This is a genomic window from Microbacterium lemovicicum, from assembly GCF_003991875.1.
Lineage (GTDB): Bacteria > Actinomycetota > Actinomycetes > Actinomycetales > Microbacteriaceae > Microbacterium > Microbacterium lemovicicum.
Window position 1 is genome coordinate 332,974 of sequence record NZ_CP031423.1, and the last position, 19,179, is coordinate 352,152.

At 66.8% G+C, this 19,179-nt stretch carries 18 protein-coding genes; 4 read left to right on the plus strand and 14 right to left on the minus strand.

Translation table 11 applies throughout. The annotated features are described in order from the left end of the window. Positions 1 to 3: 3 nt before the first annotated feature. From CVS47_RS01550 to CVS47_RS01605, 12 genes are all read right to left on the minus strand, one after another. Complete coding sequence (locus CVS47_RS01550) at positions 4 to 429, minus strand: cupin domain-containing protein (protein WP_127094509.1); 426 nt, start codon at positions 427 to 429, stop codon at positions 4 to 6. After that, positions 416 to 1,267, minus strand: coding sequence for a fumarylacetoacetate hydrolase family protein (locus CVS47_RS01555; protein ID WP_127094510.1), 852 nt, complete (start codon positions 1,265 to 1,267; stop codon positions 416 to 418). The genes CVS47_RS01550 and CVS47_RS01555 overlap by 14 nt, the downstream gene beginning before the upstream one ends. Before the next feature lie 28 nt (positions 1,268 to 1,295). Next, positions 1,296 to 1,694 (minus strand): RidA family protein, encoded by a 399-nt coding sequence (locus CVS47_RS01560; RefSeq protein WP_127094511.1) that lies wholly within the window; start codon positions 1,692 to 1,694, stop codon positions 1,296 to 1,298. Further along, positions 1,691 to 2,626 carry an acyl-CoA thioesterase gene (locus CVS47_RS01565; RefSeq protein WP_127094512.1) on the minus strand — a complete coding sequence of 312 codons (936 nt, stop codon included), beginning with the start codon at positions 2,624 to 2,626 and terminating at the stop codon, positions 1,691 to 1,693. The genes CVS47_RS01560 and CVS47_RS01565 overlap by 4 nt, the downstream gene beginning before the upstream one ends. Position 2,627: 1 nt before the next feature. Beyond that, on the minus strand, positions 2,628 to 4,904 hold the full coding sequence (locus CVS47_RS01570; protein WP_127094513.1) for an oxidoreductase: 2,277 nt from the start codon (positions 4,902 to 4,904) through the stop codon (positions 2,628 to 2,630). A 21-nt stretch (positions 4,905 to 4,925) separates the two neighbouring features. Next, complete coding sequence (locus CVS47_RS01575) at positions 4,926 to 5,126, minus strand: DUF6052 family protein (protein WP_127094514.1); 201 nt, start codon at positions 5,124 to 5,126, stop codon at positions 4,926 to 4,928. A gap of 20 nt (positions 5,127 to 5,146) precedes the next feature. Further along, positions 5,147 to 6,466: a phenylacetate--CoA ligase family protein gene (locus tag CVS47_RS01580; protein ID WP_127094515.1), complete on the minus strand. Its 1,320-nt coding sequence runs from the start codon at positions 6,464 to 6,466 to the stop codon at positions 5,147 to 5,149. 552 nt (positions 6,467 to 7,018) lie between these two features. After that, positions 7,019 to 8,128, minus strand: a complete 1,110-nt coding sequence (locus tag CVS47_RS01585; protein ID WP_127094516.1) for a tyrosine-type recombinase/integrase — start codon at positions 8,126 to 8,128, stop codon at positions 7,019 to 7,021. Next, positions 8,121 to 8,699 carry a hypothetical protein gene (locus CVS47_RS01590; protein WP_241240233.1) on the minus strand — a complete coding sequence of 193 codons (579 nt, stop codon included), beginning with the start codon at positions 8,697 to 8,699 and terminating at the stop codon, positions 8,121 to 8,123. Before CVS47_RS01590 ends, CVS47_RS01585 begins: the two co-directional genes overlap by 8 nt. A 498-nt stretch (positions 8,700 to 9,197) precedes the next feature. Continuing rightward, positions 9,198 to 9,593 (minus strand): arsenate-mycothiol transferase ArsC, encoded by a 396-nt coding sequence (locus tag CVS47_RS01595; RefSeq protein ID WP_206502711.1) that lies wholly within the window; start codon positions 9,591 to 9,593, stop codon positions 9,198 to 9,200. Continuing rightward, entirely contained in the window at positions 9,590 to 10,978 is a 1,389-nt protein-coding gene (locus tag CVS47_RS01600) for an FAD-dependent oxidoreductase (RefSeq protein ID WP_127094518.1), read from the minus strand. Before CVS47_RS01600 ends, CVS47_RS01595 begins: the two co-directional genes overlap by 4 nt. Further along, the gene (locus CVS47_RS01605; RefSeq protein WP_241240234.1) at positions 10,975 to 11,721 is read right to left on the minus strand and encodes an aquaporin; all 747 of its coding nucleotides are present in this window, start codon (positions 11,719 to 11,721) and stop codon (positions 10,975 to 10,977) included. Before CVS47_RS01605 ends, CVS47_RS01600 begins: the two co-directional genes overlap by 4 nt. A gap of 50 nt (positions 11,722 to 11,771) precedes the next feature. Here CVS47_RS01605 and CVS47_RS01610 point away from each other — a divergent pair, with 50 nt between their 5' ends. Next, a complete protein-coding gene (locus tag CVS47_RS01610) occupies positions 11,772 to 12,446 on the plus strand; it encodes an arsenate reductase/protein-tyrosine-phosphatase family protein (protein ID WP_127094520.1) in 675 nt (224 codons plus the stop codon). 6 nt (positions 12,447 to 12,452) lie between these two features. On the opposite strand, the gene CVS47_RS01615 is transcribed toward CVS47_RS01610, so the two are convergent. Together CVS47_RS01615 and CVS47_RS01620 are read right to left on the minus strand one after the other, a co-directional pair. Further along, positions 12,453 to 12,962 (minus strand): GNAT family N-acetyltransferase, encoded by a 510-nt coding sequence (locus CVS47_RS01615; RefSeq protein ID WP_127094521.1) that lies wholly within the window; start codon positions 12,960 to 12,962, stop codon positions 12,453 to 12,455. Further along, positions 12,959 to 14,275: an NAD(P)-binding domain-containing protein gene (locus tag CVS47_RS01620; RefSeq protein ID WP_127094522.1), complete on the minus strand. Its 1,317-nt coding sequence runs from the start codon at positions 14,273 to 14,275 to the stop codon at positions 12,959 to 12,961. The genes CVS47_RS01615 and CVS47_RS01620 overlap by 4 nt, the downstream gene beginning before the upstream one ends. A gap of 85 nt (positions 14,276 to 14,360) precedes the next feature. Between CVS47_RS01620 and CVS47_RS01625 the strand changes: the two genes are divergently transcribed. The 3 genes from CVS47_RS01625 to CVS47_RS01635 all read left to right on the plus strand — a co-directional run bounded on the left by CVS47_RS01625 (position 14,361) and on the right by CVS47_RS01635 (position 19,017). Beyond that, positions 14,361 to 14,711: an ArsR/SmtB family transcription factor gene (locus CVS47_RS01625; protein WP_127094523.1), complete on the plus strand. Its 351-nt coding sequence runs from the start codon at positions 14,361 to 14,363 to the stop codon at positions 14,709 to 14,711. Between the two features lie 436 nt (positions 14,712 to 15,147). Continuing rightward, the gene (locus CVS47_RS01630; protein ID WP_241240235.1) at positions 15,148 to 17,721 is read left to right on the plus strand and encodes an AAA family ATPase; all 2,574 of its coding nucleotides are present in this window, start codon (positions 15,148 to 15,150) and stop codon (positions 17,719 to 17,721) included. 426 nt (positions 17,722 to 18,147) lie between these two features. Then, a complete protein-coding gene (locus CVS47_RS01635) occupies positions 18,148 to 19,017 on the plus strand; it encodes an AraC family transcriptional regulator (RefSeq protein WP_127094525.1) in 870 nt (289 codons plus the stop codon). Positions 19,018 to 19,179 lie beyond the last annotated feature (162 nt).

Sequence of the window (19,179 nt, forward strand, 5' to 3'; positions counted from 1 at the left end):
GGCTCAGGCGCGCGCGTACCCTTCGAGGGTGTCGTCGTCGACGTCATCGAGATTGACGACGATGTTCTCCGGCGTACGCGCGGTGAGCCACACCAGATCGTCAGTGGTGGACATATTGGCCTCCACGTGCGGCATGAACGGCGGCACGAAGACCCAGTCGCCCTCGGACATGTCGAGCCACTGCCGATACCCCTCGCCGAAGTAGATGCGGCCCTTCCCCCGGAGCACGTAGCCGCCGGTCTCGGCCTCCCCGTGGTGGTGGGGGAACGACCGGTAGCCCGGGCTGTTGCTCACCTGGCCGAACCACAGCTTCGTAGCCGGGGTGTGCTGGATGCTGACCCCGGAGATGCGGATCGCGCCTCCGGACTGTCCCGTCGAACGGTCTTCCTCGCCGGCCCGTGTGACCACGGGCACGTCATCGTGTGCCATGAGAGGTTCCTTCCGCAGTGGTGAAGACACGGTTGTCGAGTGACCCGATGCCGTCGATGGATGTGGTCAACCTGTCGCCGTCGGCCAGGAAGCGCGGGGGCGTGCGCCCCGAGCCGACGCCTCCCGGCGTTCCGGTGAGGACCAGATCGCCCGGGCGCAGCCGGGTGAAGGAAGAGACGTAGGCGAGGAGATCCGCGGGCCCGAACACCAGGTCGGACACGTCGTGGTCCTGCAGCACGTCGTCGTTCACCGTCGTGCGCAGGTGTCTGCCCCCCGCCGCCGGATCGAACTCGTCAGGGGTCACGACGACGGGTCCGACGGGAGTCGTGGCGTCGAACATCTTGCCCTGCTGCCATTGCGTCGTGCGGTTCTGCCAGTCGCGCATGGAGATGTCGTTGGCGACTGTGTACCCCGCGATGGCCGACGCCGCCTCGTCGCGGGTGGCGCGTCGAAGGTCGGCTCCCACGACAACGACCAGTTCGCCCTCCCAGTCGACCCGGTCCGGGGCATCCGAGACGTGGATGTCGTCGTCGGGGCCGACGAGAGTGTCGGCGTGTTTGAGGAAGACCGTGGGGTGCGAGGGGAGTTCGCGGCCCATCTCGAGGATGTGCTCCCGGTAGTTCAGACCGATGCAGATGATCTTCGTGGGTGCCGGCACCGGGGTGAGCCGCCGTGACCCGCTCGGAACGATCTCCTCCGCCCCGTCGATCGCGTCACGCCACCGTGGGTCGGACAGGAGGTGGCCGACGTCTGCAGCCGGCAGGCGCCGCCACCGTTCTGCGTCTTCGTACGCAGCGGTCGTCGTGCCGTCGGGCAGGACTGCGGTCAGCAGGCGCATGCGTGCCTCCTCGACGATGTCGCACCGGTCACTGCGAGATCACCGCGACCGCCTGTATCTCGATCAGCGCCTCGGGCTGCCACAGCGCGGTCACGCCCACCCCGGCCATCGCCGGGTAGTGCGCGGAGCCGGTGAGCTCGCGCCAGACGCGTCCGATCTCTCGCCCGTGACGCTGGTAGTCGGCTACGTCGATGAGGTAGATGGTCACCGAGACGAGGTCGTCGGGCCGGCCCCCTGCCTCGCGCAGCGTCTCCAGGACGTTGGAGAACGACTGCGTGAACTGCTCGACGATCCCTCCGGCCACGATCGCTCCCGTGGCATCCATCGCCGTCTGCCCGCCCAGGTAGACGGTGTTCCCCGCCTTCGTCCCGTGCGAGAACCCCGAGGGCTTGGCCAGGCTCGCGGGGTTGATGTTCTCGTTGGTCATCGCTGATCCCTTCCTTCGTGCGCGGCGCTGCCTGGCTGCTCCGAGGCGTGTCGCGTCGTCGGCGCGTTCCACCGCACCAGCCCTTCCTGAGCGACGCTGGCGACCAGCCGGCCGTCCTGATGGAACGACCCTCGCACGAGCGCGCGATCGTCTTGAACCGACAGAGCCTCCTGCGTGTAGAGGAACCAGCGCGAGACGTCGAGCGGACGGTGGAACCACATCGCGTGATCGAGGCTCGCCGTCGTGAGGCCGACGGAACGCCAGTGCAGTCCCCGCAGGCGCAGCGCAGCCTCGAGGATCGTGTAGTCGCAGACGTACGTGAGAGCAGCCGGGTGTGAGGCGACATCGTGAGGCAGCGCGTCGAAGGATCGCACCCAGAGCGATTGGGTCCGGGCGCGTGCGGGATCGCCGCGGTCGTAGAGTGCGGGCTCGACATGGCGCATGTCGAAGCTGCGGCCGCTCGCCCAGTAGTCCGTCGCGTCATCGTCCGCCGTCCGATCGAGCGCATCTGCGGACGAGGGGAGGTCGTCGGGCGCGGGGACGTCGAAGGACGCCATCGGCGGGAAGTGGTCGCCGCCGGGCGTGGTCGCGAACGACATCGCCGCGGAGAGGCACTTCTTCCCCGACTGCCACACGCTGATCTCACGCATTGAGAACGAGCGCCCGTCGCGGGTGCGGCGCACGTCGATCCGAACCGGCGAGCCGATCTCGACGGGGCTCAGGAAGTAGGCATGGAGCGAGTGGGCGGTGCGGTCGCCCTCCACGGTGAGGGATGCCGCGGCCACGGCCTGCGCAGCGGTGTCGCCGCCGTACGCCTTCGGCCAGGGCACGTACTGCGGCATGGCCTCGAATGACCGGATGCCGTCCGCGGAGGAGGGCACTTCCGCGACACGGACGGCGTCGAGGAAGCGCTGGCTGGTGGGACCGCTCATCTCACGCCACCTGCACCCGGCGGCGGGCGCCGATCCCCGCGCGGTACTGCTGCGGAACGGTCGGATCGGCCCAGGCCTGGTCGATCGCCGCGTTGAGGGTCCAGTACGGATCGATCAGGTGCGGCCGGGCGATCAGGCAGAGGTCGGCTCGGCCGGCAAGAAGGATCGTGTTGACGTCGTCGACGCTGGACACCGCTCCGACGGTCATGGTGGGGATGCCGACCTCGTGGCGGATCTTGTCGCTGTACGGCGTCTGGTAGAGGCGCCCGTACTCGGGTCGCGCCTCGACGCTGGTCTGTCCCGTCGACACATCGATGATGTCGGCACCGTGATCCTTGAGCCAGCGGGACAGCGTGACCGCGTCGTCGCCGGAGAAGCCGCCCTGCACCCAGTCCGTGGCGCTGATCCGGACGCTGATCGGCTTCTCTGCGGGCCATACCGCGCGCACTCCGTCGAAGATCTCGAGCGCGAGGCGCGCGCGCGAGGCCAGGTCGCCGCCGTAGGCGTCGTCGCGATGATTGGAAAGCGGACTCAGGAAACTGGAGACCAGATAACCGTGGGCGAAGTGGAGCTCGATCAGGTCGAATCCCGCCGTCTCGGCCCGACGCGCAGCATCCACGTGCTCCTTCACGATGCCGGAGATCTCGTCGAGGGTCAGTTCGTGCGGCACGGCGGAGTTCTCGCCGTACGGCAGCGCCGACGGGCCGACGATCGGCCAGTTGTCCGCCGGCAGGGGCTCGTCGATCTCCTCCCAGCCGACCTGTGTCGACGCCTTCCGTCCGGCATGCCCGATCTGCAGGCCGATCTTCGCCGAGGTGTCCTCGTGCACGAAGCGGACGATCGTCCCCCACGCGGCGGCCTGCTCGTCGTTCCAGATGCCGGGGCAGCCCGGAGTGATCCGCCCCTGAGGCGAGGTGCAGGTCATCTCCGTGAACACGAGTCCGGCACCGCCGACGGCTCGCGAGCCGAGGTGCACCAGATGCCAGTTCGTGGGCATGCCGTCCACCGCGGAGTACTGGGCGGTCGGAGACACTGCCACGCGGTTTTTCAGAGTGAGGCCGCGCAGGGTGAGGGGGTAGAACATGGGCGGCGTGCGCGGGTCCTCCGGTGCATCCGTCGCGTGTGAGCGGAACCACTCCAGGGCCCGATCGGCATACGAGCCGTCGCGCAGCCGGAGGTTGTCGTACGTGATCCGCTGGCTGCGGGTGAGCAGCTGGAACACGAACTGGGCCGGGGGGAGCTCGGCATAGCGGTCGATGTTCTCAAACCACCGCAGGCTCGTCAGGGCCGAGCGCCGCAGAGACTCTGCGATGGGTCGTCGCTCCGCTTCGTACCGTGCGAGCCCGTCGGCGATGCGCTCCTCCGCGGTGACGGCGCCCACCAGCGCGATCGCGTCCTCCAGCGCCTGCTTCGTTCCCGACCCGATCGAGAAGTGCGCGGTGTGCGCGGCGTCCCCGATGATCACGACGGTGTCGTCGAACCATCGCCGGTTCGAGACGTCGCGGAAGTTGAGCCACCCGGAGTTGTTGCCGATCAGCCGGTGCCCGCCGAGGTACTCCGCGAAGATCTGCTCGCAGAATGCCATCGAGCGCTCATCACTCTGGCCCGGCACTCGCCGAGCCGCCGCGAAGTCGTCGAGGCCGGCGCGACGCCACGTCTCGGGATCGGTCTCCACGAGGAAGGTGGAATGGGTGTCGTCGTAGGGATAGATATGCGCCCAGAACATCCCGTACGGGGTGTCGACGAAGAGGAATGTGAAGCAGTCCACAGGGCGGTCGGTCCCGTACCAGACGTACTTGAAGGGCCGCTCCGACTCCTCGGTGCCGAACGCGTCGGAGAGCTCGCGGCGTACCGCGCTGTTGACGCCGTCGGACGCGATGACGAGGTCGTACTCGGCGCGCAGCTGCTCCAGAGGAGGCGACGGTGTCGAAGGGCGCAGGTCCACTCCAAGCTCGGCCGCCCGCTCTGCGAGCGTCACCAGGAGGTCGCGCCGGGCCAGCGCAGCGAACGAGTGGCCGTCCGACCGCTCCCGGAAGCCGTTCACGTCCACGTCGATCGCCGACCACTTGCGCCAGAGCGTCTCGATCCGATCGAAGGACACCGGGTCCGCGACGGCGAGGTTGTCGAGCGTCTCCTGCGAGAAGACGACGCCGAAGCCGAAGGTGTCGTCGATGGCGTTGCGCTCGTACACGGTCACCTCGTGGGCGGGATCGGCGAGCTTGAGGAGGATCGCGGAATACAGGCCGCCCGGGCCGGCGCCGATGGAGACTGCTTTCATGGTGTGTGCTCTTCTCGCGGCTCAGATGCCGTGGTCGATGAGGTTCTCGTAATCGAGGGTGGCGCCGGTCACGACGATTGACACGCTGGCGAGCGCGTCGCGGAGGTTGGCCGCCTGATAGGGCGGGAGGTCCCGGGCGCACAGGTCTTTGAGCGCCGAGTAGACCTCGAGGATGGCCCTCTCGTCGTCGGTCAGCGGCAGGTTCAGGATGGTCGAGGACATGTGGGTGTCTTCCTTCGGCGTCAACGCAGATCGAGAAGGCGGCGCGCCTTCAGCTCGAAGCGGGGGAGGGCGTTCACATCGGCGCGTTCCAGGCAGAATCGAAGCCCTTCGTGCGCGTCGGCGAGGGCCTGGGCGAGTGAGGTCTCCAGCGCAGCCCATTCCCGCGCGTCCGTGGCGGGCGAGGGCTCGACGACGAGGGTGATCTCGTCGCGGATGCCCTCTCGGTGGATCCGGATCTGGAACTCCTCGATTCCAGAGTGCGTGCGCACGATGCTTTCCACTGCCTGCGGGTAGACGTTCGTGCCACGGACGAGTTTCATGTCGTCCACGCGACCCTGCAGTCCGCCGGCGTACATGTCCCATGTGCGCCCATTGCCGGCGACGGCGGCGGGGATCTTCACCACCCGGTCGGCGGTGCGGTAGCGGATGAGGGGGATGATGCTGCGTCCGAACGACGTCGAGACCCGCTCGCCCGCCTCTCCGTAGGGCAGCTCTCTGCCGGTGTCGGGGTCGACGACCTGCTCGATGAAGTGGTCCTCGATGATGTGGCATCCGCCCGGCTGATTCTGCGGCTCGAACATGAAGACGGTCGAGATCTCGGTCATCCCGGCGGTGTCGTACGCCTTCGCGCCCCAGGCCTCCTCGATCAGCGACTTCATCTCAGGAACGACAGGCTCTCCCGACAGCACGACCGTGTGGACGGCGCTCTCGGCGAGGTCGTAGCCCAGTTCGATCGCGACCTGAGCCAGTCGTGCCGCGTAGGTGGGGGTGGATGCGACGACGGTCGCACCGAAGTCGACGATCTGCTTCACTCGCGTCTCGGTCGTCTGCGCTCCGCCGGGAATGGTCAGGGCGCCCATCTTCTCCAGTGCATTGTGGAGTCCCCAGAAGCCGATGAACGAGCCGTACCCGAACGCGACGTAGCCGATGTCATGCGCTCGCACACCCATGCCCCACAGCGCGTACGCCCACATCTCGCTCGCCCACTTCCAGTCCCGACGAGTGTCGAGCGCTCGCAGCGGGGTGCGCCCGGACGTGCCGCTGGTGGTGTGCAGGCGCACAGCCGCGTCGGCTCCCGCCGCGGGCAGATCACCGTACGGCGGTGCCGCTTCCTGGCTCTTCATCCAGGCGTCGCGGGTGAGAAAGGGAATCCGCTCGATGTCGGTCCAGGACTTCAGCTGCGTCGGGGAGAAACCCGCCTCCCGGAAGGAGCGCCGGTAGAACGGGCTCCGTTCGTCCGCCCACGTCACCAGCCGCCGCAGCTTCGCCAGCTGCAGCTCGCGCAGCTGATCGCGCTCGAGTGTCTCCGTCTTCGGGTTCCAGAACTGCTGCTCGGTCACGACACACGCCTCTCGTCAGGTCACATTACGTACATTAGACGCTCGTCACGTATCCGCAATGTTTCCGCACGAGATGGCAGTGCCGCCGGAGATCGACGGTGAGCCGCCGGTACGCGCGATGGGCGGCAACCCCGGCGCCGCGATGGGCACATCGAGGTGTGCGCTCGTCGTCCGGTGATGCCTAGGCGTCGCGCAGCGGAATCTCCGCCTCACAGGCTGCCGTGACAGCTCACAAAGCCGGGGGCGAACGCCCATTCGAGCTTAAAAAAGCCCCGCGATCCCTGTGTAGACAAGGGATCGCGGGGCTTCTGAGATGGCGGTGACGGTGGGATTTGAACCCACTCTTCCGGGCTATGTCTCGGACGGTTTGGATCCGAAAACCGCGAAATTCCGCGGCTAGGCGCGGCCGAGAGACACGCTTCGATCGTTCCGGATCACTCACTTTCTCGCTCGATTGTGGGCAAATTGTGGGCAAGCCGAGCCGTCTGGGACGGGGCCAACTGCCGCTCGTTCCGCATGCAGATCAACCGATGCTGGTCTGTCTATGAGGGGTCAGATGCTGTCGCTGGACGCCGTCGAGAGCGTCGATGTGCGAGCAGCGTCCAAGGCTAGAGACACCCCGTCGAGGTCGTCATCGAAGAGGTCGCTGTAGACATCGAGAGTGACCGCAGCGCTCGCGTGTCCGAGCATGCGCTGCACAGCCTTGACGTTGGCCCCAGCGCTGATCGCCAGTGATGCCGCCGTGTGTCGAAGATCGTGCGGGGTCACACGCGGGAATGTGGAGTCAGCGTTCTGGGCCCTCTTCACGGCGCCCGCGAACCACCCCGCCTGTGAGTTCGAGAGAGGGAGTGGATCGAGACCGTTCCCGAACAGAAACATCTCCGGCGTTCGAGCCTGCACCCGAAGCCCCAGGTCATGCACGACAAACGGTGGGAGGGGGATGGACCGCTGCTTGTGGGACTTCGGCGTGCCCAATACGATGCGGGCGCCGACCATCACAGCGTTCTCCTCGATCAGAGCTCGGCCTCGAACGAGATCGACTTGCCGAACACGCAACGCTGTCGCCTCACCCCACCGAGTGCCGGTGTACGCGAGGAAGCGAACGAGCGCCGGCTCAGCGGACGAAGCGGCGAGCATCTCCACCTGGATGTGGGTGAGGTACGCCTTGCGCTTGTGCCCCTTCTTCGGAAGCACGATGTCCCGTGCAGGGTTTGAGGAAAGCCGACGGTCTCTGACCGCGGATTCGAGCATGCCGGCCAGAATGCCGTGAGCCCGTAAAACGTTCGAGGCGCTCTGAGCGGCAGCCATTTCCGATACCCACTGCTGAATCTCGGTGTGGCGTATTGAGGCGAGCGAGCGTCGGCCCCAGCGTGGAAGCACGTGGAGCCGCCACGACGACTCAAGAGAGCGAAACGATGACGCCTTCATGACCTGCTCGCGAGCATCGACCCACTCTTTGCCGGCCGATGCGACGGTTATGGAGCGCGCGCTGGTGTCTAAGAACTCTCCACGCGCTTTGCCTACTTCGACCGACGAAAGGAACAGCTCGGCACCCCTCTTCGTGGTGAAACCGCGCTTGTCAGTCTGCGTCGAGTCAGGACGCCGGTATCGCACGCGGTAACGCTTCCCATGAGCCGTCGCGTACGCGGTCACGCTACCCATGCGCGGGGCGGCCGATAGCGGAGGTCATGCCGGTCAGGCGGCCCGCTTTGCGCGCCTTCTTGATCCAGTCGGAGGCGGTGCGCTCCGGGACGGCAAGCTCGGCGGTGATCAGCTTCACTGGTGGTCGACCAGCCAGAGCGGCAACGCCATAGAGGATCTCGATGACATCCCACCGTTCATCCTTCACGCCGTGCTTCACGACCGCGGCCACCAGCCAGGGCGCAAGAATCCGGTTGTCATCTGCGGTGAGGTCCGAGACCGTCGCCCACTTAGCTTCCGGCTCCTCGTCCAGCCGGACAGCGATGCAGTGCGGGACCGCGGCTTGCAGAACGCCCTGGGTGGAGGTGTGCCGAAGCTTTTCCTCGTCGAAGTTGTCGCTCACCCCGCGATTGAGGATCACGGACGGCACGTATCGTCCCTTCACCTTGCGGTAATGCGCCTCGATCGTCGTCTCAATGCCCGAGGCGTCGTCGACGGAGGTGGCGACAAATCCGGCCGCAATGCGTAGCGACGACCCCAAAGGCGTCTGCGCCGCGGCTTCGGTCATCTTCTCGCCGGTCAGCGTCGTCACGTCGACTATCACCGCCTCAGTCTGTCTTACCACGCCACCATTCCGCAGATCGCGGTCCGCTCACCGTACCGCTGATACGAGTTTCACGGAAGAGGTGAGGCTTTCCGCAAAATATCGCGGCCCCAACGCTGCTGTGTGGTCCGGCCTGTGGCCGGGCTGAGGTCGCCCCACGACGGCGCGGAGCTGCGTATGGGGCTGGGGGATCTCGCATCTGCCCACTGGCAGAGACTTCGCGGGTCTAGTCACTCCTTCTGGCGCGGCCGGCAAGAGGCGCTGCGTTCGCGTCCAGGTAGCATCTGCCCTATGGAGCCGCACCACGGTGGGTCTGATGGTGCGGTGGCCGGGGTGCATTGTTCGTGCTGCGGGCGCGGTTACGCGCGGAGCAAGCTGCATGCGTTGGGCGATTCGGGCGCGTTCATATGTCGTCGATGCGGGCTTTACGTGGCGCTGCGGTTGCGAAGAGACCCGCAGTAGCGCCCAGCGCCGTCGGTGAGGGGTTCACGCCTCCAGCGCCAGCGCGCGAACCTTCTCGAGGACGCGATCGCGGAGGTCTCTGACCCCGTCGATGCCCCAGCTGTTCGGGTCGGGGAACTCCCATTCGACGAGTCGTCCTGTGACTGGTCCGGGCAGGGCGAGTCCGGGTTTCATGGTGACGACGATGTCCGCCGCGGCCAGGTCTGCGGCGGTGACGGGACGCGGAACGGCTGCGCTGGTGTCGATGCCCAACTCTCCGAGGGCCTCGGCGATGACGGGGTTGATGTGTTCCGCGGGTCCGATGCCGCCGCTAGTCGGGTTCGCCCGCCCTGGGGCGATGTGCTCGAGAAGGTGCGCGCCGAGCTGGGAGCGGCCGGCGTTGTGCTGGCAGATGAACAGGACCGTGGGTGGGGTGCTCACGCGAGGACTCCTGTCGGGGTTTGGGTGCGGGACCATGCCTGGCTGGCGACCTGGACGGCATCCCACGGGGAGCCGAGCGGCGGCGTGTAGGAGAGGTCAAGGTCCGAGATCTGCTCGACGGTGAGACCGGCGAACAGGGCAGTGGCGTAGGTGTCGACCCGTTTCGCGGTTTCGGTGCCGAGCCTTCCGACCAGCTGCGCGCCGAGCAGCAGCCCGGACTCGGTGTCGCCGGTGATGCGGATGCTGATCGGCTGCGCGCCCGGGTAGTAACGCTTGTGGTCATCCGCCGCGGTCTGCGTGGTGGTCGGGTGGTAGCCGGCGGCGGCCGCTTCGTGTTCGCGGAGCCCGGTGCGGGCTGCGACGACGTCGAACACTTTCACGACCTGAGTGCCGACCGATCCGGCGAACCGGGCGGCTCCGCCGAGAGCGTTCTCTCCGGCGACGCGACCCTGCTTGTGCGCGGTGGTGCCCAGCGGCAGGTAGGTGAGGCCGAGGAGGCGGTGGTGGGTGGTGACCCCGTCGCCGGCGGCGAAGACGTGCGGGAGGCCGGTGCGCATCTGCTCGTCAACCACCACCGCCCGTCCCGCGCCGAGCGTCGCGCCGGCCCGCTCGAGGAGGCTCGTGTTGGGACGGACGCCGACCACAGCCAGAACGAGGTCGGCGGTGTGGGTGACGGGCTGCCCGTCGTGCTCGGCGTGGACGACCAGGCCGGTGGTGGTCTTTTCGACGGCGCGGACGGTGGTGTTCGTGTGGACGGTGACGCCGTGCTCGACGAGTTCGGTGTGCACGATCGACGCGAGTTCGGGGTCGAGGGTGGAGAGGACTTCGGGTCCGCGTTGCAGTTGGGTGACGTGGATGCCGCGGCCGGTGAATCCTTCGGCCATTTCGAGGCCGACGTAGCCGGCGCCGATGATGATCGCCGTCTTCGGGTCCCGTTCGGTGAGGTGCTTCTCTAACGCGAACGTGTCGCCCATGGAGTGGATGACGTGGACCCCGTCGTTAGGGGTGAGCTGCTCCAGGCCCGCGATCCCGGCGTAGGCGGGCAGGGCGCCGGTGCCGACCACCAGTTCGTCGTAGGCGATCTGCGACTCGGCGCCGGTGCTGTCGCGGACGGTGAGGCGCTGCCCGGCGACGTCGATGCTGGTCGCGAGAGTGTCCAGGCGGAGCCGCATGCCGGTCGCTTCGAGGTCGGCGTGGGTGCGGTGCGCAAGGGACTGCCAGGGCTTCACGTCGCCGGAGAAGAAGTACGGGATGCCGCAGATGGAGTAGTTCGGGTAGGCGTCCGCGACGACCACGGTGACCTCGACGGTGGGGTCCAGTTCGCGGGCGCGGAGGGCGGCGGAGATACCGGCGTCGCTGCCGCCAATAGCAACAAGATGCGTCATGAGGAGTCCTTCTCAGGGTCGGTGAGGTTGTGCGAGACGGTCAGATCATCCGCAGCCGTGGTGGCGTGCGGGAACAGCAGCAGGGCGAGGACGATCCCGATGGCAGCGCCGAGGAGTTGTGCGGCCAGGAACGGGAGCACGGAGGCGGGAGCGATGCCGGCGAACGTGTCGGTGAAGACACGGCCGATGGTCACGGCGGGGTTGGCGAACGAGGTGGAGCTGGTGAACCAGTACGCGGCGCCGATGTAGGAGCCGGCCGCGGCGGCGATGACCGGGGTGCTGCGGTGTGCGCGGGCCAGGCCGATGATCAGCAGCACCAGTCCTGCGGTCGCGACGATCTCCGCGAGGAACGTCGCCGGGGTGGACCGGTTCGTGGTGGAGAGCGCGGTCGGGGTGGCGAACATGGCATTCGCAAGGACGGCGCCGCCGATCGCGCCGACCACCTGCGCCACGACATAGAGCGCCAGCAGCGTCAACGGAAGGCCGGTGTGGTGGTGGCGGCGGCCGAGGATCGTGTCGGCGACCGAGACGACGGGGTTGAAGTGCGCACCGGAGACCGGGCGGAGGAGCAGGATCAGCACGCCCAAGCCGAGGGCGGTGGCGATCGAGTTCTCCAGCAGCTGCAGTCCCGGGTCGATGGAGAGGCGGGACGCGGCGATGCCGGATCCGACCACGACCGTCACCAGCAGGCCGGTGCCGAGCAGTTCGGCGCCGGTGCGGCGGAGCAGGGTGATCGTGTTCATCTGGATCCTCATCTTGACGAACCTAATATAGCTCAGTCAAGATTGAGGCAATGAACGATGAGAGAACTTCCTTGGAGTTGCGGGCCGCGAAGCACGCGGCTCTTGCTGACCCTGCCCGGCTGCGGATGCTCGACCTGCTCACGTTCGGAGACCTGTCTCCCACGGAGCTGCAATCAGAGCTTGTCGGGATGACGTCGAACCTGCTGGCGCATCACCTGAACGTGCTCGAGCGGGAAGGAATCGTCTCCCGCGGCCGCTCTGAGGGCGACGGGCGGCGAACGTATGTCCGCCTCAACCCGGGTGCTTTGCTCGAGCTGGGATCCTTCGCAACGGCGGGGGCGGAGCGTGTCGTGTTCGTCTGCTCCGCAAACTCCGCCCGCTCCCAACTCGCGCAAGCGCTGTGGAACGACGTGAGCGAGATCCCCGCGATCAGCGCCGGCACGCATCCCGCCGATCGCGTCGCGGCAGGAGCCATTGCGACGGCTGCTCGTCACGGGCTGGACCTGGCCGAAGTGGTGCCGCAGCAGGTCGACGGGATCCTGCGAGACACCGATTTCGTGATCACGGTCTGCGATCGCGCGCACGAAGAGTTCCCCGACCGTGTCTTGCATTGGTCCGTGCCGGACCCGGTTCCCGCCTCCACGGACGCCGCATTCGAGGCCGCGTTCGCGGATCTCGCTTCCCGGGTCACTCGGTTGGCGCCAAGGATGCTCGCGCTCACCTGACCCGGGTCAGTGACCGTTGCGTGCCGAGCGTCGCTCGACGAGGACGGTGTCCCGCCAAGTGCCGGCGTGCGGGCCGAGCTGCGAGAGCGCGACGCGCTCCCTCGTGCCAATAGTCCGAAACCCGGCCGTCTCGTGCAGGCGGAGACTGATCGTGTTCTCGGGGAAGATGCTGGACTGGATCGTCCAGTAGCCGGCGTCGTCGACCGCGGTGATGAACGCGTCCAGCAGTAAACGTCCGATCCCTTGCCCATGCGCCTTGGGATGCACGTAAACGGAGTGCTCAATCACCCCCTGGTAGGCCGCCCGAGCAGAGACCTGAGACGCGGCAGCCCAGCCTACGACGGTCCCGTCCTCGCTCGTGGCGACCAGGCGAGCGTCCGTGATCTTGCCTGAGTCGAACTGCTCCCAGGTCGGGGTGGTGGTCTCGAAGGTGGCTTCGCCGCCGGCGATCCCGGCCGCGAAGATCTCCTCGACCCGCGGCCAATCCGCCTCGGTCATCGGCCGGATGAGGGTCATGAGCAGCAGGAACCGCCGCTGCTCAAATCGGTGGAACAGACCCCAGTTGCGGGGAGAGTGAGCTCGACCTGGGATGCGGAACGCATGTCCCCGTCCAGCCACGCGACCACGGAGCGGACCTGCTCGTAACCGGTAGCGAGCAGGAAGGTCGGGGCACGCCCGTAGGACTTCATCCCGACCAGGAAGAACCCCGGCTCGGGGTGGGTGAGCTCACGGAACCCGTGCGGTTCGACCGTGCCGCAGGAGTGCACGTTCGGATCGATCAGCGGCGCCAACCGGCGCGGCGCTTCCACGATGTCATCCAGCTCCAGACGGATCTCGCGGAGCATGTCGAGGTTCGGGCGGAACCCGGTCGCGTTCACCACCACGTCCGTGACGTGCTGCGCCGGACCGCCGCGGCGGGTGCCCTGCAGGCGGATGCCGGCGTCATCGGCAGCGACGCTCGAGATCTCAAACCGATCAACGAGCTGGACCTCCCCCCGGGCGACGAGGCGGTCAACGCGTGAGCCGAGTTGCGCGCGTCCTTCGAGCTCGTCCTCGGGCGAGGAGGAGATCCGGACGGCGGAGGTGTTGCGGATCAACCAACTGACCATGGTCCCCGGCTCGTCGCGTGCCAGGCGTGCGAGAGCGATCAGGGTGTTCGCCGCGGAGTGCCCGGCGCCGACCACCGTGGTGTGCCGGCCAGCGAACCGCGCCCGGTCAGCGCCCAGCACGTCCGGAAGCGCATGCACGATGCTGCCGGTGACCGTGTCCGCGCCGATCGGGGGAAGCCCCGAGGAAGCCAGCGGGTTCGGGGTCGTGTAGGTGCCGGAGGCATCGACCACCGCCCGCCCGGTGATCTCTTCGACGGTGCCGTCCGCGTGCTGCAGTCGCAACAGGAACGGCGCCTGCGCGCGGCCGGCGGTACGGGTGCGGTCCATCCCCTCGCGAGTCACCGCGACCACGGTCTCGCCGAATCGGATGCGCGACGCGAGCTGCTCAAGTCCCGCGAGAGGGACGAGGTAATCCTCGACGAGCTCGGCTCCAGTGGGGGCGACGTCCGGGTTGGGCGAAACCCAGCCGATCGGCTCAAGGAGTCGCTGCGCAGCCGGGTCGATCAGGTGCCGCCACGGGGAGAACAAGCGGGTGTGACCCCAAAGCCGGACGGACGCAGCGACCTGGTCGCTGGTTTCCAGGATCAGGAAGTCGATGCCCCGCTCGACGAGGTTCGCGGCCGCAGCGAGACCGATCGGGCCAGCGCCGATGATCACCACGGGCAGCGTCGCGAGTCGATCGCTCGTCACAGTGCGGGGAGTCAGATCCAGCAGTGTCACGACGAAACCTCCAGAATATTGATGAACGTCGATGCCAGTATCACCGCATCTATCGACCGCTGTCAATATCGACTACCATCGATGTATGGTCACCATGCTCGAGGTCAGAGACGTCTCCACGATCGCGTGCTGTGCGCCGCTGATTCGCGAGCCGCTCACTCAGTCAAATGCTGAGCAGCTTGCGCAGACGCTGAAGGCTCTGGCTGATCCGGCCCGTCTCCGACTGCTGTCGATCGTCGCCGCCAGTCCGGACCAGGAGGCATGCGTATGTGACCTGATCGAGCCAATGGGACTGTCGCAGCCGACCGTCTCCCATCACTTGAAGGTGCTCACAGCAGCAGGATTTCTCGCCCGCTCCAAGCGTGGGGCATGGGCGTACTACCGGCTCGTCCCGGCCGCGCTTGATAGGGTGACCCAAACCCTCATCAGCGCTTAGGCATCGTCTCTGTCATTGCGCCTCAGTCGTTGCAAGACGATTAGCGATCACAGGACGCCGCCACGAAGCGGTCAACTCCACAATCGTTCTAAGAGCTCACGCTCGACTTGACAGCGCTGCCCGAAACAACCGGTTGCTCGCGAGCAGCGCTAAAGGCCCGGATATGAGCACTACGGGAGCGGATCGCTCGATCCATTCCTCACGACAGAGACTGCAATGCACGCAGGCGCCAATGTGTAACTACGTAGCGGTTCCGCATAAAGGGGCGTAGTTTTGTCGCATGCGCGGGGGCTTAGAGCGGTGGAAGCGAGGGACGGACTCGCGCGGGCTGCGGCACGCTCTCGCGTATGCGCTCGACGGAGTCTGTGATGCGCACGTTCAGGACTCCACGGGCGGTGCGGCGGTGGAAGGGTACAGCGGAGTCGCGGATGCAGCGATGACGCGGTTCATTGTCGAGGACGGTGTCGTCTCGGCGGATGCGTTGTCGGCGGGCGCGTTGCGAGTGTGGCTGGCCGGTCACGACCCGCTCACGGGGCAGGAGCGGGGGAGACCGCACCTGCGTGCGGAGTCGGATCTGCTGTTGGACGCGACGTTGAATCATCGGAAGTCGTACAGCATCGCCGTCCTGCTGCACGCGGAGCTGGCGGTGGAGTTCGAGGCGTTGCAGGACCGTATCCGCGACCGCACCATTGTCTTGTGGCAGCAGGAGCTGAACGCCCGCCGCGGTCACGGCGGCCTCATCCGGGAGGACATCAGCCGCCTGGAAGTGGTCGAGTTGCAGCACCGCCGTTCCCGCGCGTTGGACCCGCATATTCACCGGCATCTGTGGTTGAACGTCAAGGTCCGTGGCGAGGATGGCCAGTGGACCAATGTGGATTCGCGGGTGGCGATGAAGTTCCACACGGTCATAAACGCTGAAGGGGAACTCGCCGCCCGCACTGACCCGCGGTGGGTGACAGCGCTCGCGCGGCACGGGTACACGATCGACGCCGGCGGGGAGATCGCAGAGCTGGCTGCGCTGGTGGCGCCGTTGTCGCGGCGGTCGGCGCAGATCGAAGCGAACCGTGCCCATCTGATCGCGGAATGGCAGTCCGCGCACGCGGGCGCTGCGCCGAGCGTGGCGATCCTTCAGCAGATCGACCGCCGCGCGTGGGCGGTCGCCCGTCCGAACAAGCCGGTGTTGCTGGACGAAGAGTCTTGGGAGCGAGCCGTCCGCGACGAACTCCACAGCCTCGACCCATCGATCGGTCACCCCCGCATACCTGCCCCACTGGCCGCGACGCCGCTCGGCGACCTGGACGTCGACCTGTTGGCGGCCATGGCGGTGGTGGATGCGGATGAGCGGTCGCGGAGCTCGAGCGGCCGGTTCGGCCTGTACGACCTGCATGCCGGCGCTCTCCGGGCTCTCTCCCGCACCGGCGTGATCGTTCACCGCTCAGAGCTGGATGATGTGCACCACCGCATCATCGCAACAGCGATGTCGTCGGTCGTTCGGTTGACGGATGAACACGATGTGCCGGGTCATGTGAAGCAGTACATGGCCACCGAGACCGTGAGATCGAAAGTGCGACTAGCTCGTGATCTCGATCTGATCGCCACCCCGGGTCCGTCCTTCTCACGCGCCGACCTCCGAACCGCGGCAACACGGGTACTCGACGCTGACCGTCTTGACGCCTCTCAGCTCGACGCGGCGTCTGCCATCGCTGGGCATGCCGGGCTGGTGACGGTCACAGGCCCGGCCGGTGCGGGCAAGACGACCATGCTCCGCCTCGCTCACCACGCCCTCCGGAGCCAGCGGCGGCGCATGCTGGTCGTCACTCCGACCCGGAAGGCCTCGTCCATCGCTGCCGAAGAGATTGGTGCGGCCGCCACGAGTGTGCACGCCCTTCTTCACGACCACGGGTTCCGGTGGGCCAAGAATGATGCTGGCGCGCAGGTGTGGACACGCCTCGTACCCGGCGACACCGACCCGACCACTTGCGCCCCGTACCCCGGGGTCACTAAGTACCCTCTACACCGCGGCGACAGGATCGTGGTCGACGAGGCCGGAATGATGGACCTGCAGACCGCCGAAGCCCTCACCACCATCACCTTCGAGTCCCGGGTGGGACTCGCTCTCGTAGGCGACCCGCACCAGGCCGCGCCCGTCGGCCACACCGGGGCGATGGCGATCGCGATTCGTGCCACCTCGGCCGCGATCGAATTGGACACCGTGCACCGGTTCCGCGACCCCGCCTACGCGGCGCTCACTCTCCAGCTCCGCAACCCCCGCGACCTCGAGGACGCGGTGCAGATCGCTCAAGCACTCACCGAGACCGGCCACGTCACCCGGGTCGACAGCACGGACGCTGCCCGTGAGGCGATGGTCGACGCTTACTTCCAAGCCCGAAGCCGCGCGCATACGGTCGCGCTGGTATGCGGCACCAACAGCGAAGTCGACGCCGTCAATACCCTCATCCAAGATCAGCGCGTTACGTGTGGGCAGCTTGACCCGCGGACGGTCGCGTGGGGGAGAGGCGAGCAGCGGCTGCTTGAAGGCGACACCGTCCAGACCCGACGTAACGACAGGGTCATGGGTGTGGAGAACCGGGCCACGTGGGTGATTCACCGTATCCACGCCGACCGCATCGACCTGATTTCACCCGTCGACGCCGGTGAGCATCGGTGGGTGACCCACGACTACGCGGCGGACCATGTCCAGCTTGCGTACGCGTCTACCGTGCACGGCATTCAAGGTGACACCACCCACACCGCCATCGTCGGCCCGGACGTCAGCGCAGCCGGCCTCTACGTCGGACTCACACGCGGCCGCCACCACAACACCGCCATCACCATCGCCCACACCGACCAGGCCGCGATCAACCAGCTCGCCCCCACCATGCTTCGCGGCCACGACGAAACCAGCATCACCCACTCCGTCAATGCCGTTCGCGACGAGCTCAGACGCTCCGCACGTGACGCGCCGCAAACTCAGGCGCTACCTGCACACGAGATCAGCCTCGCTAGATGAGGTTATGGAGCGAGGTCGAAACAGGGTCAGGCCCGCCGGTTGCCCGTCCGTTTGAGGTACCTCTGCGGGATTCTTCTACGGGCGGGTCATACGGGAATCGACGCTCGCAGCGCCGCTGAACCATCCGGTCGCATCGAGCTGATCAAGAACCTGCCGCGCACATGAGTCTTAGCTCTCGCGCAGCGTTTCTCCTCTGATCGATTTCGCGACCCCTGGCGGGTGGTTGCAACCGACAGACGAGCAACGCGGTGAGGGATCCGCTGAGGGCACGATACAGGCTGAGTACCGGTGCTCGAGACCTCTACGTGGCGTCGCGGTGATCGGCTGTCTAGCGAACGTTCTGGAGCGCAGGGGCGATCCGATCGAACCGCGATAGTAGGGTGCCGATCGTGACGACCCGGAAGTGTGGGTGTCGAAGGAGACGGCATGATCGCGGCGCTAAACACACTGGTCGAACTAATCGAAGGTCATCTGGACGACGACCTCAACGTTGCATCTTTGGCGAGGGAACTCGGAACGACGGAGTACCACCTCCGTCGAATGTTCTCGTCGCTCGCAGGGATGCCGTTGTCGGATTACATCCGGCGGCGCCGCATGTCAGCGGCGTCAGCGGATGTTCTCGGAACCGACGACCTGCTGAGCATCGCGGTGCGGTACGGCTACGGCTCGACCGAGGCCTTCGGCCGAGCATTCCGATCAGTGCACGGCGTCAGCGTCGGTGACGTCAAGCGAGACGGCGGTCCACTTCGAACGCAACCGCAACTCAGGTTCCGCCTGACCGTAGAAGGGAACATCACCATGGACACCCGAATCATCGATCGACCGGCGTTTCTCCTCGTCGGCCATGCCACCTGCGTGCCCCTCATTCACGAGGGCATCAACCCGCACATCCAATCCCACATAGCTTCCCTCCCGGTGGCCGAACACGAACGACTCAAAGCCTTGAGCGATACAGAGCCGGCCGGCCTGCTCCAGGTCAGCGCAGACGTCGACCCGGACTACACCGAGGGAAGCGAACTGACCTACCTGCATGGAGTGGCCGTCACGGGCACGGTCCCGGTGGCCGACGATCTCGACACGATCGAGGTTCCGGCCGGCACGTGGGCGGTGTTCCGCACCGAGGGCGAGTACCCGGCTGCGCTGCAGGAGGCATGGGCTGCGACCGCGACTGATTGGTTCCCGTCGAACCCTTGGCGGCTCCGGCCTGGGCCGTCCATCGTCGCGGTACTCGACCGTGCCGACGACTTCAGCACCGCCACCTGCGAGCTCTGGCTCCCCGTCGAGCGCGCTCAATAGAGGAGGACCTGCCGGCCGTGGGATGTCGGCAGGTCTGCCGCCGTTGAGGGAGCGGGCAATCTCTCCGCACGGTCGCAGCACGCCCCGCAGGACTGCGGGCCTTCAGTCAAGAATCTGCTCGGCGCAGCGGTCATCTTCGGGTGCATCCGTGACAAGAATTGA

Bases quoted from the DNA above. Each gene is read 5' to 3' on its own strand.
- CVS47_RS01615 (WP_127094521.1), bottom strand. From the start codon at position 12,962: ATGACCCTCATCCGGCCGATGACCGAGGCGGATTGGCCGCGGGTCGAG.
- CVS47_RS01605 (WP_241240234.1), bottom strand. From the start codon at position 11,721: ATGAACACGATCACCCTGCTCCGCCGCACCGGCGCCGAACTGCTCGGC.
- CVS47_RS01630 (WP_241240235.1), top strand. From the start codon at position 15,148: ATGACGCGGTTCATTGTCGAGGACGGTGTCGTCTCGGCGGATGCGTTG.
- CVS47_RS01555 (WP_127094510.1), bottom strand. From the start codon at position 1,267: ATGCGCCTGCTGACCGCAGTCCTGCCCGACGGCACGACGACCGCTGCG.
- CVS47_RS01610 (WP_127094520.1), top strand. From the start codon at position 11,772: ATGAACGATGAGAGAACTTCCTTGGAGTTGCGGGCCGCGAAGCACGCG.
- CVS47_RS01575 (WP_127094514.1), bottom strand. From the start codon at position 5,126: ATGTCCTCGACCATCCTGAACCTGCCGCTGACCGACGACGAGAGGGCC.
- CVS47_RS01560 (WP_127094511.1), bottom strand. From the start codon at position 1,694: ATGACCAACGAGAACATCAACCCCGCGAGCCTGGCCAAGCCCTCGGGG.
- CVS47_RS01585 (WP_127094516.1), bottom strand. From the start codon at position 8,128: ATGGGTAGCGTGACCGCGTACGCGACGGCTCATGGGAAGCGTTACCGC.
- CVS47_RS01565 (WP_127094512.1), bottom strand. From the start codon at position 2,626: ATGAGCGGTCCCACCAGCCAGCGCTTCCTCGACGCCGTCCGTGTCGCG.
- CVS47_RS01635 (WP_127094525.1), top strand. From the start codon at position 18,148: ATGATCGCGGCGCTAAACACACTGGTCGAACTAATCGAAGGTCATCTG.
- CVS47_RS01600 (WP_127094518.1), bottom strand. From the start codon at position 10,978: ATGACGCATCTTGTTGCTATTGGCGGCAGCGACGCCGGTATCTCCGCC.
- CVS47_RS01550 (WP_127094509.1), bottom strand. From the start codon at position 429: ATGGCACACGATGACGTGCCCGTGGTCACACGGGCCGGCGAGGAAGAC.
- CVS47_RS01570 (WP_127094513.1), bottom strand. From the start codon at position 4,904: ATGAAAGCAGTCTCCATCGGCGCCGGCCCGGGCGGCCTGTATTCCGCG.
- CVS47_RS01625 (WP_127094523.1), top strand. From the start codon at position 14,361: ATGGTCACCATGCTCGAGGTCAGAGACGTCTCCACGATCGCGTGCTGT.